This is a genomic window from Oceaniglobus roseus, assembly GCF_002869745.1.
Classification (GTDB): domain Bacteria; phylum Pseudomonadota; class Alphaproteobacteria; order Rhodobacterales; family Rhodobacteraceae; genus Oceaniglobus; species Oceaniglobus roseus.
This window is the reverse complement of the sequence record NZ_PNOS01000012.1, coordinates 1-16969: the sequence shown is the minus strand read 5'-3', so window position 1 is coordinate 16969 and position 16969 is coordinate 1. Positions and strand designations below refer to the sequence as shown.

Genomic DNA, 16969 nt, shown 5'->3' with positions numbered 1-16969 from the left:
GCGGTCCGCTCGGCCAAGGGGTCTGCCGGTCTTCGCCGTGCGGGCGGCCGGATCCGGTGCCATTGGATCGGCGCGGCTTCCCGCCGTCATTGATGTCGGTCAACGTTCCGGCGGAGGTGGCGCGATTGCGCGCGATCAATGCCAAGGCGGCGGATCTGCGGCGGTATGGAGAACAGCGCAACGTGGCCCCGGCATGTGCGGGCCACATCACGGAGGTCGGGATGAGCCGGGACGCAGCTTCGAACGTGAGCGGCTGGATCGCCGCGATACTGGCGGTCCTTCTCGCCCCCCGCGCGTTCTTCTGGTGGGGCGGCGATCTCGGCCGCTGGCTGGGCGCGCCCGAGACACCGGGTGTGTCGGGCACGGAGGCGACCGGATCGGCCCCGGCACCGGCGGACGCGACGACCGAGGGCGCGACGAAGTAGGCGCGCCAGTCGCCGCAAGGCGGTCCGGCGCGCCGGTGGCGGACGTGAAAGGGCGCCGGGCTTGATCTGCGTCATGGACCGGCGTGCCGATCCGTGGTTCCGATGGCGGCAGGGCGGATCCAGTCCCGCGCCGCCCGCAAAGCCGCCCCGGACCCATGATGCCGCACACGCCCCCCCTCCCCCGCCCCACGGACACGGCCCCCACGTCCGGTGCGCAGCAGGACACGCGCCACCGCCGCGCCGACCGCCTGGCGGTGGCGCTCCTTGCCCTCGCGCTCCTCGGACTTCTCGCGGGGCTTGCCCTGTCGGCGGTCGGCCGCCCCGACCTTGCCACCCTCGCCTGGGCCGCGGGGGTGCTGCCCGCCCTCGCCGCGCTGCTGGTCGAGATCCTGCACAGCCTGCGCGAGGGAGAGGTCGGACTCGACATCGTGGCCGCGCTCTCGATGTCCGCCGCGCTGGCCTTCGGCGAGGCGCTGGCCGCGGCGGTGGTGGCGGTGATGTACGCCGGGGGCAGCTTCCTTGAACGCTATGCCGCGGGCCGGGCGCGACGCGAGATGCACGCCCTGCTGGCGCGGGTGCCGCGCAGCGCGACGCGCCACCGGAACGGCGGGCTGGAGGAGGTGCCGCTCGACCGGATCGCCCCGGGCGACCGGCTGCTGATCCGCCAGGGCGACGTGGTCCCGGTGGACGGCACGCTGGCCTCCGGCACGGCCTTCGTCGACACCTCGGCCCTGACCGGGGAGTCCCTGCCGGCCCGCGTGGCGGAGGGCGGCGAGATCCTGAGCGGCGTCACCAATGCCGCGGCACCGTTCGACCTGCGCGCGACCCGCGACGCCCGCGACAGCACCTTCGCCGGGATCGTGCGGCTGGTCGAGGCGGCGCAGGCCTCGAAGGCGCCGATGGCGCGGCTGGCGGACCGCTCGTCGATGGGGTTCCTCGCCGTCACGCTGGCGATCGCCGGGACCGCCTGGTGGTTCACCGGGGATCCGATCCGTGCGGTCGCCGTGCTGGTCGTCGCCACCCCTTGCCCGCTGATCCTCGCGGTGCCGGTGGCGCTGGTCGCGGGGCTGTCGCGGGCCGCCGCCTTCGGGGTGCTGATCAAGGGGGCCGGGACGCTCGAGACGATGGCGCGGATCCACACCGTGGTGCTGGACAAGACCGGCACGCTGACCGACGGGCGGCCGCAGATCGTCTCGGTCCTGCGCAGCGGCACGCTGGACGAGAACGCGATCCTGCGCCTCGCCGCGGCGCTGGACCAGGCGTCGCGCCACCCGGTCGCCCAGGCGGTCGTCGCCGCGGCGCAGGCGCGCGGGCTGGCGCTGCCGGTGCCCGAGTCGGTGACGGAGGTGCCGGGGGACGGCGTCCTCGGCCGGGTGGAGGGGCGGGATGTGGTCGTGGGGTCGGCGGGATTCGTGGCCGCCCGCCTCGGGCTTCCGGACGGGCAACTGCCCCGAGCGGGCGCGGGGGCGGTGCAGGTCGCCTTGGGGGTCGACGGCCGGATGGCGGGGCACCTCGTCATGTCCGACCCGCTGCGCGGCGATGCGGCCGCGATGCTGGACCGGCTGCGCCGCAACGGCATCGCGCGCATCCTGCTGGCCACCGGCGACCGCGCCGAGGGGGCCGAGCGGGTGACCGAGGGGCTCGGGCTCGACGCCGTGCGGGCGGGGCTGAGCCCGGACGGCAAGGTGCTGCTGGTCCTGACCGAGAGGAAGCGCGGGCCGGTGATGATGGTGGGCGACGGGGTGAACGACGCGCCCGCCCTTGCCGCGGCGGACGTGGGCGTGGCCATGGGCGCGCGGGGCGCCGCCGCCTCGGCCGAGGCTTCGGACGTGGTGCTGCTGGTGGACCGGATCGACCGGCTGTGCCAGGGGATCGAGATCGCCCTCGCCGCGCGGCGCATCGCGGTGGAAAGCGTCGTCGCCGGGATCGGCCTGTCGGTCCTTGCCATGCTGGCCGCGGCGGCGGGATACCTGACCCCGGTCGAGGGCGCGCTGTTGCAGGAGGCGATCGACGTCGCGGTGATCCTGAACGCCCTGCGCGCCCTGCGCATCGCCCCCTCCGGCGCGGAGAGCGACGTTGCGGGCCGGGCCGCCCCGGGCGGTCCGCCCCCCGGCTGACGGGCGGGATCCAGCGGCCGAGATCGAGGGACCGGACGATGCCCGCCCGGCCTGCGGGCGGCGTGGCCCGATCCTAGTCGCTGTTGTCGGGGAAGAAGCAGGCGGCGGCGTGCGCCCCGGTTCCGAGTTCGGGACGCTCGGCGCGGCATCGCGGCTGCACCTTCCGGCACCGCGGCGCGAACGGGCAGCCGGGCGGCACCGAGAGCGGCGACGGCAGCTCGCCCTCCAGCTTGATGCGGGACTTCTTGCGGCCGGGATCGGCCTGCGGCGTCGCCGACAGGAGCGCGACGGTATAGGGATGCTTCGGCGCGGCGAACAGCGCCTCCTTGGGCCCCTTCTCGACCGCGCGGCCGAGGTACATCACGATGACGTCGTCCGCCATGTGCCGCACGACGCTGAGATCGTGGCTGATGAACATGTAGGCCAGCTGCATGCGGTCCTGCAGGCCCAGAAGCAGGTTCAGGATCGCGCTCTGGATCGACAGGTCGAGGGCCGAGACGGGTTCGTCCAGGACCAGCACCTTCGGGTCCAGCATCAGCGCGCGGGCGACCGCGATGCGCTGGCGCTGGCCGCCCGAGAACATGTGCGGGTAGCGGTCGAAATGCTCCTGCCTGAGGCCGACGAGCTTGAGGATGTCGCGCGCCTTGGCCTCGCGTTCGGCGCGGGAAAGGCTGGTGTTGATCACCAGCGGCTCCATCAGGATCGTGCCGATCCGCTGGCGCGGGTTCAGCGATCCGTAGGGGTCCTGGAACACGATCTGGACGTCCTGGCGCAGATCGGCCCAGCTGTCCGGCCGCACCTCCCGCCCGTCGAGCGTGAGCGTGCCCGAGGTCGGCTCCTCGATCATCGCGACCATCCGCGCGAGCGTGGACTTGCCGCAGCCGCTTTCGCCGACTACGGCGAGCGTCTTGCCGGGGACCACCTCGAAATCGACGCCGCCGACGGCCCTGAGCGTGCGGCTTTTCCTCAGCAGCCCGCCGCTCACCGAATAGTGCCGCTCGAGCCCCCTGGCATGCATCACCGCGGTATCGGTCATGATGCGATCCTTTCGCCGGTGTTGAGCGGATAGAAGCAGCGCGCATAGCCAAGCTCCGGTCCCAGCGCCGGGGGCGGCGTCGTTCTGCAATTGGCCTGTGCGAACTTGCAGCGCGGGGAGAACAGGCAGCCGGCGGGGCGGTCGAACTGTCCCGGCACGACGCCAGGGATCGTCGGCAGCATCCGCTCGGTGGCCTTCTCCGGCAGCGCGTCGAGCAGCGCGGCGGTGTAGGGGTGGTGCGGCCGTTCGAACAGGTCGACGACCGGCTGCTCCTCGATCTTCTGGCCGGCATACTGGACGCTGACCCGCTCGGCGGTTTCGGCCACCACGCCCATGTCGTGGGTGATCAGCACCAGCGCCATGCCGGTCTCCTCGCGCAGCGCGGCGAGCAGGTCGAGGATCTGCGCCTGGATCGTCACGTCGAGCGCCGTCGTCGGTTCGTCCGCGATCAGCAGCTTGGGCTTGCAGGCGATGGCCATGGCGATCATCACCCGCTGGCTCATCCCGCCGGACAGCTGGTGGGGGAAGGCCGACAGCCGCTTTTCCGGGTCCGGGATGCCGACCTGTTCGAACAGGTCGATCGCACGGGCATGGCGGGCACGGCGGTCGAGGCCGAGGTGGAAGCGCAGCGCCTCCTTCACCTGCCATCCGACCGTAAAACAGGGGTTGAGCGAGGACATCGGCTCCTGGAAGATCATCGCGAGGTCGTTGCCGACGATCCGCCGGCGCGCGCGCGTGCCGATGTTCAGCAGGTCCTGACCGTCGAAGCTGATCTCGTCCGCGGTGATCTTCGCGGTCCACGGCAAAAGCCCCATGACGGCCAGCATCGAGACCGACTTGCCGGATCCGCTTTCGCCGACGATCGCCAGGATCTCGCCGGTGTCGACATCCTGGTCGACGGAATCGACGGCCCGGAACGATCCGGACGCGGTCGCGAAGTCGACGCTGAGGTTGCGGATGCGCAGCAAGGTCATCGCTCAGCTCCGTTTCAGCTTGGGGTCGAGCGCGTCGCGCAGCCCGTCCCCCATGAGGTTGATGGCAAGCACCGTCACGAGGATCGCGATGCCCGGAAAGGTCACGACCCACCAGGCCCGGAGGATGAACTCCCGCGCCTCGGCCAGCATGGTGCCCCATTCGGGCGTCGGCGGCTGCGCGCCCATCCCGAGGAAGCCGAGTGCCGCCGCATCGAGGATCGCGGTCGAGAACGACAGCGCCGCCTGCACGATGATCGGCGCGAGGCAGTTCGGCAGCACGGTGACGAACATCAGCCGCGGCAGCCCGGCCCCGGCGACGCGCGCCGAGGTCACGTAGTCCTTCTGCCGTTCGGACATGACGCTGGCGCGGGTCAGGCGCACGTAGTGGGGTTGCAGGACGATGGCGATGGCGATCATCGCGTTGGTCAGCGACGGCCCGAGCACCGCCACCAGCACCAGCGCCAGCAGCAGCGAGGGGAAGGCGAGGATGATGTCCATGATCCGCATGATGATGCTGTCGAGCCACTTCGGCGAGAAGCCCGCGATCAGCCCGATCAGGATCCCTCCCGAGGCCGCGACGGTGACGACGATCACGCCGACGAAGAACGAGTAGCGCGCGCCGACGATCAGCCGCGACAGCATGTCCCGGCCCAGCGGATCGGTGCCGAGGAAGAAGGTCCAGGTGCCGCCCTCCTGCCAGGCGGGGGGCTGCAGGGTCGCCTCGCGGAACTGCGCCGTGGGATCGTGCGGCGCGATCCAGGGGCCGAACACCGCCAGGATCGCGAAGACCACGAAGATCCAGAGCCCGATGACCGCGCCGCGATTTTCGCGGAAGTAGAACCAGAATTCCCGCAGGCGGCCGGGACGCTGGTGGATGCCGGCCGTTTCGCCGGAGAGAGCGTCGTCCATCTCAGCGCTTCCTGATCTTCGGGTTGATGACACCGTAGAGCACGTCGACGGTCAGGTTGACGACCATCACCATCACCGCGATCAGCAGCAGGCCGCCCTGCACCACCGGGTAGTCGCGGCGGAAGATGCTGTCGACCATCCACTTGCCGATGCCCGGCCAGCTGAAGATCGTCTCCGTCAGGATCGCCCCGGCCAGGAGCGTGCCGACAGACAGGCCGATCACGGTGATGACGGGGATCAGGGCGTTGCGGACCGCATGGATGCCGTTGATGCGGAACGGCGACATCCCCTTGGCGCGCGCCGTGCGGATGTAATCCTCGCCCAGGACTTCCAGCATGGCGGAACGGGTCTGCCGCGCGATGACCGCAAGCGGGATGGTTCCCAGGACGATGGTCGGCAGGACCAGGTGCCGCACGGCCGACAGGAAGGCGCCGCTCTGCCCCGACGCGATGCTGTCGATCAGCATGAAGCCCGTCGGATTGGGGAAATAGTAGATCAGGTCGATGCGCCCGGACACCGGCGTCCAGCCGAGATTGCCGGAGAACACGATGATCAGCAGCAGCGCCCACCAGAAGATCGGCATGGAATAGCCGACCAGCGCCGTCGACATCAGGAGGCGGTCGAACAGCTTGCCGCGGTTGACGGCGGCGATCACGCCCGCCGGCAGCCCGAGGAACACGGCGAAGATCATCGCGCAGACCGAAAGTTCCAGGGTCGCGGGGAAGAGCGCGAAGAACTCGTCCCAGACCGGGCGCTTCGTCACGAACGAGCTGCCGAGATCGCCGTGCAGGACGCCGGTCAGGTAGTCCCAGAACTGCACGGCGATCGGCCGGTCGAAGCCGAACTGCTGCTGCAACTCCAGGTAGCGCTCCTGCGAGATCCCCCGCTCGCCCGCCATCACCACGATCGGATCGCCGGGCAGCGCGCGGATGAAGCTGAACGAGATCAGCGTCACCCCGATGAAGGTCGGGATGAAGGTCAGCAATCGGCTGAGGACATAGGTCAGCATGGCAATACCAGCAGGTCCTTGGGAAAGCGGGTCAGGGTTCGGTAGCCGGTTTCGGTCACCAGCACGTCATCCTCGATCCTGACCCCGAAACTGCCGATCTGATAGAGCCCGGGTTCGTTGGTGTAAACCGTTCCCGCGGGCAGAACCATGTGATTGCCGCGCATGACGTAGGGTGCCTCGTGCACCTCGCGGCCCAGCCCGTGCCCGGTCTTGGTGCGGATGCGGTCGGCGAAGGGCGACGCCTCGAGCACGGAGGTCGCGGCATCGTCGATGTCGTGGGCGCTCACGCCGGCCCGCGTCACCGCGAGCCCGGCGAGATTGGCGCGCAGCACGGTGTCGTAGACCGCCCGCCCCTCGTCGCTGACGGTCTGCAGGAAGACGGTCCGGGTGATGTCGGCGCAGAAGCCGTCCTTGCGCGCGCCGAAGTCGATCAGCAGGGCATCGCCCGCCTTCACGCGGTAGTCGTGCCGCGCGTGGGCGTGGGGCCGGGCGGACCCGTCGCCGGCCGCGACGATGGGCGAGAAGGCAAGCGCGTCGGCCCCCTCCTCGAACAGGAGGCCGACGAGGGTCTGCTCGATCTCCTTCTCCGTCTGCCCCAGCTTCACGCTGTCGAGCGTGCGGCGCAGCGCGCGCTCGGAAATGTCGATGGCCCGCTGCATGGCGGCGACGTCGGCCTCGGTCTTGATCATCCGGAGCGACGAGATCTCGCGCTCGGCATCGGAAATCTGCAGCTCGGGCCGGGCTTTCTTGAGGGCGTGGTGCACGAAGACGCGCATCACCTGCCCCTCGACGGCAAGGGTGGACAGGTGCAGATGCGCCATGAGGTCGGCGAAGGCCCTGTCGTATCCGTCCTGGTCGCGCCAGTCGAACACCGCGCCGTCGAACCCGACCTGCGCCCAGCTGCCGAGCTCGAGGTTGGGGACAAGCGCGGCCGCGGGGGCCCGGGCGGGGATCACCAGCAGGAACGGGCGTTCGTGGCTCGAGAAGGACTGGCCCACGGCACGGGTGAAGTTCGCTCCGGGCACCAGCGCGACGGCATCGACCCCCAGATCGGCGGCGATGGCGGCATAGTCGGACAGCCGCGAGTTCAGGGTATCGGTCACCGGGCGAAGCTCCTGCCTGAAAAGAAAAACGGGACGGCAGGATCCTGCCGTCCCCGGGGTTTCATGTCGGCCGCTTACTGCGACAGGCCGACCTGGTCGAAGATGTGGCCACCCAGCGGATGCACCACATAGCCTTCGACCTCGGGACGCATGACCATGAAGACGACCGAGTGCGCGATGGTCGCCCAGGGGGCCTGCTCCTTGAAGATCACCTGCGCCTGCCGGTAGAGGTCGGCGCGCTTCTCCTGCGAGGACAGCGTCTTGGCTTCGGTGGTCAGCTTGTCGAAGTCCTCGTTGCACCACTGCGCGCGGTTCGATCCGCCGACGGCGTCGCAGCCCAGCAGCACCGCGAGGAAGTTGTCGGGATCGCCGTTGTCGCCGGTCCAGCCCAGAAGGACGGCACCGTCCCGGTCCTCGGCCTTCGAGCGCTCGAGGTACTCGCCCCACTCGTAGGACACGATCTCGACGTTGACGCCGACCTTGGCGAAGTCCTCCTGCATCAGCTCGGCCATGCGGCGGGCGTTCGGGTTGTAGGGACGCTGCACCGGCATCGCCCAGATCTTCATCGAAAGGTCGCTGACGCCCTCTTCCTCGAGCATCTTCTTCGCCGCTTCCGGATCGTAGGGATCGTCCCGCACGTCGTCGTTGTAGGACCACATCGTCGGCGGGATCGGGTTCTTCGCGATCTGGCCCGAGCCCTGGAACACCACGTCGATGATCGCCTGCTTGTCGATCGCCATGTTCAGCGCCTTGCGGACCTTGGGGTTGTCGAAGGGCGCGACCTTGGTGTTGTAGGCAAGGTAGCCGACGTTCAGGCCCTCCTGCTCCATCACCACGATGTCGTCGGAGTCCTTCATCGCCTGCACGTCGGCCGGGTTCGGATAGGCCATGACATGGCACTCGCCCGCCTGCACCTTCTGGTAGCGCACCGAGGCGTCCGGCGTGATCGCGAAGATCAGCGACTCGACCTTGGCCTTGTCGCCCCAGTAGTCGTCGTTGCGCAGGTAGCGGATGACGGCGTCCTTCTGGTAGGCTTGGAAGACGAACGGGCCGGTGCCGATCGGCGCCTGGTTCAGCATCTCCGGCGTACCGGCCTCGAGCATGGCGTCGGCGTATTCCTTCGACATGATCGAGGCGAAATCCATCGCCATGTTGGCGATGATCGGCGCCTCGGGGCGGGTCAGGTTGAACACCACGGTGTAGTCGTCGACCTTCTCGATGCTCTTGATCAGGTCGGGCATCGACATGCTGCTGAAGTATTCCCAGGTTCCGCCCGACACCTTGTTGTAGGGGTTGTCCGGGTTGCCCTGGCGGTCGAAGCTGAAGATCACGTCGTCGGCGTTGAAGTCGCGCGTGGGCGTGAACATGTCGTTGCTGTGGAACTTGACGCCCCGGCGCAGGTTGAAGGTGATCTTCAGGCCGTCCTCGCTGACCTCCCAGCTTTCGGCGAGGCCGGGGATCGTCTCGGTCGTGCCGACCTTGAACTCGGCAAGGCGGTTGTAGATCGGGTGGCTCGACGCGTCGAACGTCGTTCCGGCGGTGTAGAGCGCCGGGTCGAACCCTTCCGGCGACCCTTCGGAACAGTAGACGAGCGACTGGGCGGACGCCGCAGAGCCCATCACGGCCATCAACAGGCCTGCCGCGACCACATTTTTCAAGGACATTACTTTTTCTCCGCTGGTTAAAGGCTGGTGGTCAGAGCCGGTTCATCCGGCCCCGGTTGTTTGTCGTTCAGGGCTGAAGGGGGACGATGATCTCGTTGCCGTCGGCATCCGAGACGGAGCGGGCCGTCCTGCCCGACTCCGCGTACTGCATGCGCCCCACCCACAGGATGCGCGCCGGGCGGTCGGTCTTGTTCGCCCAGGAATGGGGATTCACGCCGAAATAGTGCAGGGTATCGCCCGCGGTCATCGTGTAGCTGCGCCCGCTGACCGTCTGGGAGATCTCCCCCTCCAGGATATAGATGATCTCTTCGCCGACATGGCAGACCAGTTCGGACTCGTATCCGGGCGGCACGTTCATCACGAAGGATGTCAGTTCGCTGCCGGGCAGGTTGGCGCCGATCTGCTCGTACTCGATAGAGGACCCCGAGATGGCGAACCGGGCCCGGCCCTCCGACCGCGTCAGGCCGTCGGAGGCCTTCGGCTTGCGAACGAAGAAGTCGACATCCACGCCAAGGGCGCTCGCGATCTGCGAGAGCGACCCGAGCGAAGGCGTCGCCTTGCCGCGTTCGACCTGGCTGAGATAACCGACGGACATACCGGCCTTCGTCCCGAGCACCTGGAGCGTCATGGACAATCGCTGCCGCTGACGGCGCATGCGTGAACCGAGGCTGTCCTCGTGCGTCGCCGACTTCAAGGGATCCACACGCTAGGTCCTGTGCCTTCCTGCAAGCTCGTGAACATCATAGGGTTTATGCTCTGTGAATAAGAACTTTACGTCAAGAAAAAGATTGAGTTAACCTTGGGGCGATCGGACCGTCACGTTCCACAACCGGGTGGGCCCTGGCGCTGCCGATGGCCCGGCATTCCATCATGGTCGGCACATTGGGACGAAACCGGGACGAAGACGACTTGATTCAGTTGGATATGGTGCTTTCTACTTTGTCAGGCCCGCGACTTGAATGACGTGCTGAAAGCGATTCCGGAAGCGCTGGCCCGCACCGTGAGACCGCGGCCCGAACCCGTTTCTGCCGGTGACCGCCCCGCCGCCCGCCACATCGGCGGCGCGGCGTGAGCGCGGCTCCCACACTTCTCGACGTCGTTCTCGCCCGGGCCGCCGAAGACGGCCGCACCGCCTTCACGTTCCTGCAGGGCGACACCCGGACCTGTCTGAGCTACCGCGACCTCGTCGACCGCGCGTGCCGTCTGGCCGGTCACATCCAGGCCTCCGCCACGACGGGCGAGCGCGTCCTGATCGCGCTTCCGCCGGGAGAGAGCTATGTGCTCGCCTTCCTCGCGGCGGTCCTGGCGGGCACGGTCGCGGTTCCGATCCCCGCCCCGACCTCCGCCAAGGCGCTGCCGCGCGTCGAACGGATCGCGGCGGATGCCGGCGCGGCGCTCGTGCTGACCGACCGTGCGCTGTCGGGGCGGATCGCGGATCACGGCGGACCGCTGGCAAGGCTGCCCCACCTGTGCGTCGATGACGAACTGGGCGAGGCGGGATGGACCCGTCCCGCCGTCACGGCCGACGACCTGCTGTTCCTGCAGTACACCTCGGGGTCGACGGGCCATCCGAAGGGCGTGATGATCAGCCACGCCAACGCCATGGCGAACCTCGCCTTCTGCCGGTCGGCGTTCGAACTGTCGCGGGACGACGTGATCGTGTCCTGGCTGCCGCCGCACCACGATTTCGGGCTGGTCGGCGGCATCCTGTCCACCGTGTTCTGTGGCGCGCACGCGGTGCACCTGACGCCCCTCGCCTTCCTGACCCGTCCGCTGCGCTGGTTGCAGGCGGTGCACGACTTCCGCGCCACCGTCACCGGGGCGCCCAACTTCGCCTGGGACCTCTGCACCCGCAGGATCGGCGCCGGGGATCGCGCCGGCCTTGACCTGTCGTCCCTCAGGGTCGCGATCAACGGCGCCGAGCGGGTCCGGGCCGAGACGCTCGAGTCCTTCGCGACGCAATTCGGCCCCTGCGGCTTCGATCCGGGGGCCTTCACGCCGGCCTACGGTCTGGCCGAGGCGACGCTGCTCGTCGGCGCGGTGACCGGACGCCGCCGGGGCGAACTGCCCGCGACCGCTTCGCCCCGCCCCGGCGCCGCCGATGCCCTGTCCGCCGATGCCCTGATCCACGGCGGCCCGCTCGTCAGCAACGGCTCGGCCCCCGGGGTCGCCATCGTCGGGCTCGACGGCATGCCCGTCCCGGACGGGCGGACGGGCGAGATCTGGGTGCGCGGCGCCTCGGTCGCGGCGGGATACTGGGGCAATCCCTCGGCCAGCACGCAGGTCTTCGGCCTGAGTGTCGGGGGCGAAACCGGATTCATGCGGACCGGCGATCTGGGCTTTCTGGACGACGGCGCGCTCTACGTCTCCGGACGCTCGCGCGAGCTCATCACCCTCGCGGGCCGCAACGTGTTCCCGCAGGACATCGAACCCGACGTCGAGGCGCTGCGCCCGCAGTTCCGCGCCGCCGGATGCGCCGTGGTGGCGCAGGACCACGACGGCCAGACCAGGCTCGCGGTGCTGCAGGAGGTCGTTGCCTTGCGCGACCTCGACACCGAGGGGCTTGTCGAAAGCCTGCGCGCGATGCTGATCGAGCGTCACGACATCGCCGAACTCGGCTCGGTCGTCCTGCTGCGCACGGGCGACCTGCCACGCACGACCAGCGGCAAGATCCAGCGCTTCCGCTGCGCCGAGATGCTGGCGCAGGGGGCGTTCTCGCCGGTCTGGACCGGGGAGGCGGCCGGACAGGCCGTGACCCGCGCCTTCGCCGCGCCGCGCACGCCGGTCGAACGGGCGCTCACCGCGCTCTGGACCGAGCTTCTGGAGATGGAGGAGGTGTCGATCCACGACAACTTCCTGGAACTCAGCGGCAATTCGCTCCTGGCGACGCAGGTGGTCTCGGCGCTCGACAAGCGGTTCGGCGTCGACATCTCGATGCGCGGGCTGTTCGAGAACCCGACCATCGCCCAGCTGGCGCAAGAGATCGAAGGCAAGCTCGCCGAACGGCACCTTCAGGAGGCGGCGCGCGGCGCGGACGAGACGGCCGTGCCGATCTCGGACGGGCAGAAGCGCCTCTTCTACCTGGATCAGTTCGCGCCGGGCGATCCGATCTACACGCTGCGCCGGACGCTCTTCGTCGACGGCGAGCTGCGGTTTGACGTCCTCGAACGCGCGGCGGTCGAGCTTTCGCGTCGGCACGAGGTGCTGCGGTATCGCTTCGCCGTCCGGGACGGTGCGCCCGCCGCGACCCTGATGCCCCTGCGCGGGGTCACGGTGGAGCGCGCGGGGGCCGCCGATGCGACCGAGGCCGCCGCCCGCGCGCAGGCGCTTGCGGACGCGCCGTTCGACCTGATGCAAGGCGGACTGATGCGCCTCGGCGTCGTGTCGCAGGACGAAGACACGCACCTCCTGGTGCTGGCGCTGCACGCGATCGTCGCCGACGAGGCGTCCGCCGACCTGGCGCTGGCCGAACTCGCCGCGCTCTATTCGGCCTATGCCGATGGCCTGGCCTCGCCCTTGCCCGACCCCGGCATCCAGCATGCCGATCATGTCCGCTGGCAGGCGGGATGGTTGCGGGGCGCACTGCGCGAGGGGCTGCGCGACTGGTGGCGGACCGAGCTGGCGGATGCCCCCGCCGCTCTGTCGCTGCCCATGGATCATCCCCGCCCGGCGATCCAGTCCCACAGGGGCGCGCGGCATGCGTGGTCCATGCCGGCCGGTCCGGACGGGGCCGGGTTCCCTGACGATGCGGGCGCCGCCTTCGCGCTGCTGCTGCACCGGTTCAGCGGCCAGGAGGACCTCGCCTTCGGGATCGAGCTGCCGGGGCGCAGCCGCGACAACACCGGAGCCCTCGTGGCGCCGCTCGCCAACCGGGCGGCGCTGCGGGTCGCCGTGTCGCCGGGGATGACGCTGGGGGCGGTGCGCTCAGCCTACCGGAAGGCACTGGACGGGGCGGTGGCCCACGGCGACCTGCCCTTCGACCAGGTCCTCGAGGCGGTCGACCCCCAACGCCGGCTGGACCGCTCGCCGCTGTTCCAGGTGATGCTGCGGATCGAGTCCGGGCCCAACGCGCCGCCCGCCTTTCACGGCCTGCGGACCGCCTGGCACCGGCAGGACGTCGTGCGGTCCGAGTTCGACCTGACCCTGCGGCTGCGCGTCCGTCCGCAGGGTGTCGAGGCCGAGATCGACTATGCCGCCGACCTGTTCGAGCCCGCGACCATCGCGCGCATGGCCGGGGCCTACGAACACCTCTTGGCCGCGATGGCCGAACCGACCCGTCCCGTCCTTTCGGCGCCGCTGATGGATGAAGCCGAAACCGCCGTGATCCTGCGCGACTGGAACGCGACGGCCGAGGACTTCGACACGCTCGCCCCCATCGCCCGGATGTTCGAGGCGCAGGTCCGGCGGCGGCCCGGCGCCGACTGCATCGTCTGCGGCGACGAGGTGCTGAGCTTCGAGGCCCTGAACCGGCGCGCCAACCGGCTGGCGCACGGGCTGAGGGCGCGGGGCGTCGGGCCGGACACCGTGGTCGGTCTTCATGTCGAGCGGTCGTTCGAGATGATGGTCGCGCTGGTCGGCATCCTCAAGGCGGGCGGGGCCTACCTGCCGCTCGATCCGGCCCTGCCGGGGGACCGGCTTGCCTACATGGCGCGTGATGCGGCGGTGCGGCTCGTCCTGACGACCGATGCCCTTGCGCCGGCGCTGCCGCCGCTCGACTGCCCGGTGATCCGCCTCGACGGCGATGCCGCGGCGCTTCCTGCGGACGAGAGCGATCCACCCGCGACCGCCACGCTGCAGAACCTGGCCTACGTGATCTACACCTCGGGCTCGACCGGGCGGCCGAAGGGCGTGGCCGTTCCGCAGGGCGGTGTCGCGAACCGCCTTCTGTGGATGACGCGGGCCTATGGCGTCGCCGACGGCGAACGGGTGATGCAGAAGACCCCCTACAGCTTCGACGTCTCGGTGTGGGAGCTGTTCTGGCCGCTGATTTCGGGCGCGACGCTCGTCATGGCGAAACCGGGCGGTCATCAGGACGTCGCCTACCTGGCGGGCCTCATCCGCGACGCGCGCATCACCACGATCCATTTCGTGCCGCCGATGCTGGAGTTCTTTCTCGGGCTGGCCGACACGTCGCACCTCGGCAGCCTGCGGCAGGTGCTCTGCTCCGGCCAGGCGCTGCCGGTGGACCTGCAGGACCGGTTCCTCGCCGCGCTGCCCCGCGTCGCGCTGCGCAATCTCTACGGCCCGACCGAAGTCAGCATCGAGGTTTCGGCCTGGGATTGCCGCGCCCTGCCCGGCCAGGCCTCGGTCCCGATCGGGCATCCGATCGCGAACACGCAGCTCTACATCCTCGACGCCGCGATGAACCCGGTTCCGCCGGGCGTCGCGGGAGAACTGATGCTGGCGGGCGCCGGGCTGGCGCGGGGTTATCTGAACCGGCCCGACCTGACGGCGGCATCCTTCCTGCCCGACCCCTTCGGCGCGCCGGGCGCGCGGATGTACCGGTCGGGCGACCTCGCCCGCTTCCGGCCGGACGGGGCGATCGAGTATCTCGGCCGGATCGACGATCAGGTGAAGATCCGGGGCTTCCGCATCGAACTGGGCGAGATCGAGGCGCGGCTGCGCGCCTGCCCCGGCATCCGCGACGTGCTGGTCGTGGCGCGCAGCGACCTCGCCGCCGACACGCGGCTGGTCGCCTACGTCGTCGGCGAGGCCCGGCAGGACGCGCTGCGCGAGGCGCTGCTCGCGACGCTGCCGGACTACATGGTGCCCGCGCATTTCGTCGCGCTGGACCGCCTGCCCGTCACCGCCAACGGCAAGGTCGACCGCAAGTCCCTGCCGCGTCCCGACATGCGCCGCGCGACCGAAGGCTTCGCCGCCCCGGCCGGCCCGACCCAGGAGGCGCTGGCCGGCATCTGGGCCGGCCTCCTGGGGCTGGACCGGGTCGGCGCGGACGACGGCTTCTTCGCGCTCGGCGGGCATTCGCTGCTGGCGACGCAGGCGATCTCGAAGATCCGCGAAAGGTTCGGCGTGGACGTCAGCCTGCGCGCGATCCTGTTCGACCGGCCGACCATCGCCGAGCTTGCGCCCCACGTCGACGACCTGGTCGAGACGCGCTCGGGCACCAGCATGACGGCGATCCGCACGATCCCGCGGGACGGCCCGCAGCGGCTGTCGTTCTCGCAGGAGCGGCTGTGGTTCCTCGATCAGCTCGAACCGGGCAACCCGTTCTACAACATCCCGGCGCCCACCCGCCTGCGCGGTCCGCTGGACCGCGACGCCATGGGCCGGGCGCTGAACGAGATCGTCCGTCGCCACGACAGCCTGCGCACCCGCTTCGCCACGGCGGACGGCCCGGTCCAGATCGTCGAGCCGGAGTTCACGCTGGATATCCCGGTCGTCGACCTCACCCACCTGCTCCCCGCCGCCCGCGAGGACGAGGCGCGCAGGCGGGCCATCGCGGATGCAGGGACGCCGTTCGATCTGGAAAAGGGGCCGCCGGTCCGCGCGACCCTCCTGCGGCTGGCGGAAGACGACCACGTCATCCTGTTCAACATGCACCACATTATCTCGGACGGCTGGTCGATGGGCGTGCTGGTCACCGAATTCTCGGCGATCTACCGGGCCTATGCGGCGGGCCGGGACCACGACCTGCCGCCGCTCGCCATCCAGTACGCCGACTTCGCCCGCTGGCAGCGCGGCTGGCTGCAGGGCGAGACCCTGCAACGCCAGCTGTCCTACTGGGCCGAGGCGCTGCGGGACGCGCCGCCGGTGCTGGCCCTGCCCACCGACCGTCCGCGCCCGTCGGCACAGAGCTACCGCGGGGCGACCCATGACGTGGTCATCCCCGCCGATCTCGTGGCCGAGCTCTATGCGCTCGGCGCGCGGCACCAGAGCACGCTCTACATGGTGCTGCTGTCGGCCTTCGACGTGCTTCTGGCGCGCTACGCCCGCGAACGCGACATCTGCGTCGGCACCTACATCGCCAACCGCAACCGCGCCGAGATCGAGTCGCTGATCGGGTTCTTCGTCAACATGCTGGTCCTGCGTGCCGACGTGGACCCCGAGGCCGATTTCGCGACGTTGCTGCGCGCCGTGCGCCATACGGCTCTGGAAGGCTATGCCAACCAGGATCTGCCGTTCGAGTACCTGGTCGATCACCTGAAGCCCGAACGCTCGCTCGCGCATTCGCCGCTGTTCCAGGTGGTCTTCGTCCTGCAGAACACGCCGATGGACGATCTCGACGCCTCGGGCCTCGCGACCGAGCCGCTGGCGGTGGACAGCCACGTGTCGAAGTTCGACCTGACGCTCAGGCTGACCGAGAAGGACGGCCAGCTCGGCGGATGTTTCGAGTACGCGACCGACCTCTTCGATGCCGCGACCATCGCGGCCGTGGCCGATCAATTCCTGCATCTGCTGGGCGACATCGTGCGCCGGCCGCAGGCCCGCCTGCGCGACCTTGCCCTGCTAGACCCGGCGCGGATGGCCGAGGTCGCGGCGGTTTCCGACGGCCGCACCGCGGGCGCGGGCGAGGCGAGCGGACTGCTGCAGGGCTTCGCGGCACAGGTCGCCCGCGATCCGGACCACGAGGCGATCGGCGGGCTGAGCTACGCCGCGCTCGACGCCCGCTCGACCGCGCTTGCCCGGGCGCTCGTCGCGCGCGGGGTCAGACGCGGGGACGTCGTCGGGCTCTGGCTCGGGCGCGGCGCGACGCTGGTGACGGCGATGCTGG

General features: G+C 70.0%; 10 protein-coding genes. 3 read left to right on the top strand and 7 right to left on the bottom strand.

From position 1 onward, the window contains the following. Window positions 1-221: 221 nt before the first annotated feature. A complete protein-coding gene (locus A7B20_RS07865) occupies window positions 222-425 on the top strand; it encodes a hypothetical protein (RefSeq protein ID WP_157937624.1) in 204 nt (67 codons plus the stop codon). 158 nt (window positions 426-583) lie between these two features. After that, window positions 584-2542, top strand: coding sequence for a heavy metal translocating P-type ATPase (locus tag A7B20_RS07860; RefSeq protein WP_102108104.1), 1959 nt, complete (start codon window positions 584-586; stop codon window positions 2540-2542). 73 nt (window positions 2543-2615) lie between these two features. Here the strand turns inward: A7B20_RS07860 and A7B20_RS07855 are convergent, their stop codons facing one another. From A7B20_RS07855 to A7B20_RS07825, 7 genes are all read right to left on the bottom strand, one after another. Then, on the bottom strand, window positions 2616-3578 hold the full coding sequence (locus A7B20_RS07855) for an ABC transporter ATP-binding protein (protein WP_102108018.1): 963 nt from the start codon (window positions 3576-3578) through the stop codon (window positions 2616-2618). Then, window positions 3575-4552 carry an ABC transporter ATP-binding protein gene (locus tag A7B20_RS07850; protein WP_102108017.1) on the bottom strand — a complete coding sequence of 326 codons (978 nt, stop codon included), beginning with the start codon at window positions 4550-4552 and terminating at the stop codon, window positions 3575-3577. Before A7B20_RS07850 ends, A7B20_RS07855 begins: the two co-directional genes overlap by 4 nt. A gap of 3 nt (window positions 4553-4555) precedes the next feature. Continuing rightward, a complete protein-coding gene (locus A7B20_RS07845) occupies window positions 4556-5461 on the bottom strand; it encodes an ABC transporter permease subunit (RefSeq protein WP_102108016.1) in 906 nt (301 codons plus the stop codon). A 1-nt stretch (window position 5462) separates the two neighbouring features. Then, entirely contained in the window at window positions 5463-6470 is a 1008-nt protein-coding gene (locus tag A7B20_RS07840) for an ABC transporter permease subunit (protein ID WP_102108015.1), read from the bottom strand. Next, window positions 6464-7573, bottom strand: coding sequence for a M24 family metallopeptidase (locus A7B20_RS07835; RefSeq protein WP_102108014.1), 1110 nt, complete (start codon window positions 7571-7573; stop codon window positions 6464-6466). The genes A7B20_RS07840 and A7B20_RS07835 overlap by 7 nt, the downstream gene beginning before the upstream one ends. A 74-nt stretch (window positions 7574-7647) precedes the next feature. Next, the gene (locus A7B20_RS07830; RefSeq protein ID WP_102108013.1) at window positions 7648-9237 is read right to left on the bottom strand and encodes an ABC transporter substrate-binding protein; all 1590 of its coding nucleotides are present in this window, start codon (window positions 9235-9237) and stop codon (window positions 7648-7650) included. A gap of 67 nt (window positions 9238-9304) precedes the next feature. Continuing rightward, window positions 9305-9865: a helix-turn-helix domain-containing protein gene (locus tag A7B20_RS07825; RefSeq protein ID WP_245866688.1), complete on the bottom strand. Its 561-nt coding sequence runs from the start codon at window positions 9863-9865 to the stop codon at window positions 9305-9307. 440 nt (window positions 9866-10305) lie between these two features. Here A7B20_RS07825 and A7B20_RS07820 point away from each other — a divergent pair. Next, window positions 10306-16969 (top strand): non-ribosomal peptide synthetase (locus tag A7B20_RS07820; RefSeq protein WP_157937623.1); only part of this gene is annotated, 6664 nt, incomplete at its 3' end.

Coding starts and splice junctions, on each gene's coding strand:
- A7B20_RS07845 (WP_102108016.1), bottom strand. CDS start 5,461: ATGGACGACGCTCTCTCCGGCGAAACGGCCGGCATCCACCAGCGTCCC.
- A7B20_RS07825 (WP_245866688.1), bottom strand. CDS start 9,865: ATGACGCTCCAGGTGCTCGGGACGAAGGCCGGTATGTCCGTCGGTTAT.
- A7B20_RS07830 (WP_102108013.1), bottom strand. CDS start 9,237: ATGTCCTTGAAAAATGTGGTCGCGGCAGGCCTGTTGATGGCCGTGATG.
- A7B20_RS07855 (WP_102108018.1), bottom strand. CDS start 3,578: ATGACCGATACCGCGGTGATGCATGCCAGGGGGCTCGAGCGGCACTAT.
- A7B20_RS07840 (WP_102108015.1), bottom strand. CDS start 6,470: ATGCTGACCTATGTCCTCAGCCGATTGCTGACCTTCATCCCGACCTTC.
- A7B20_RS07865 (WP_157937624.1), top strand. CDS start 222: ATGAGCCGGGACGCAGCTTCGAACGTGAGCGGCTGGATCGCCGCGATA.
- A7B20_RS07850 (WP_102108017.1), bottom strand. CDS start 4,552: ATGACCTTGCTGCGCATCCGCAACCTCAGCGTCGACTTCGCGACCGCG.
- A7B20_RS07860 (WP_102108104.1), top strand. CDS start 584: ATGCCGCACACGCCCCCCCTCCCCCGCCCCACGGACACGGCCCCCACG.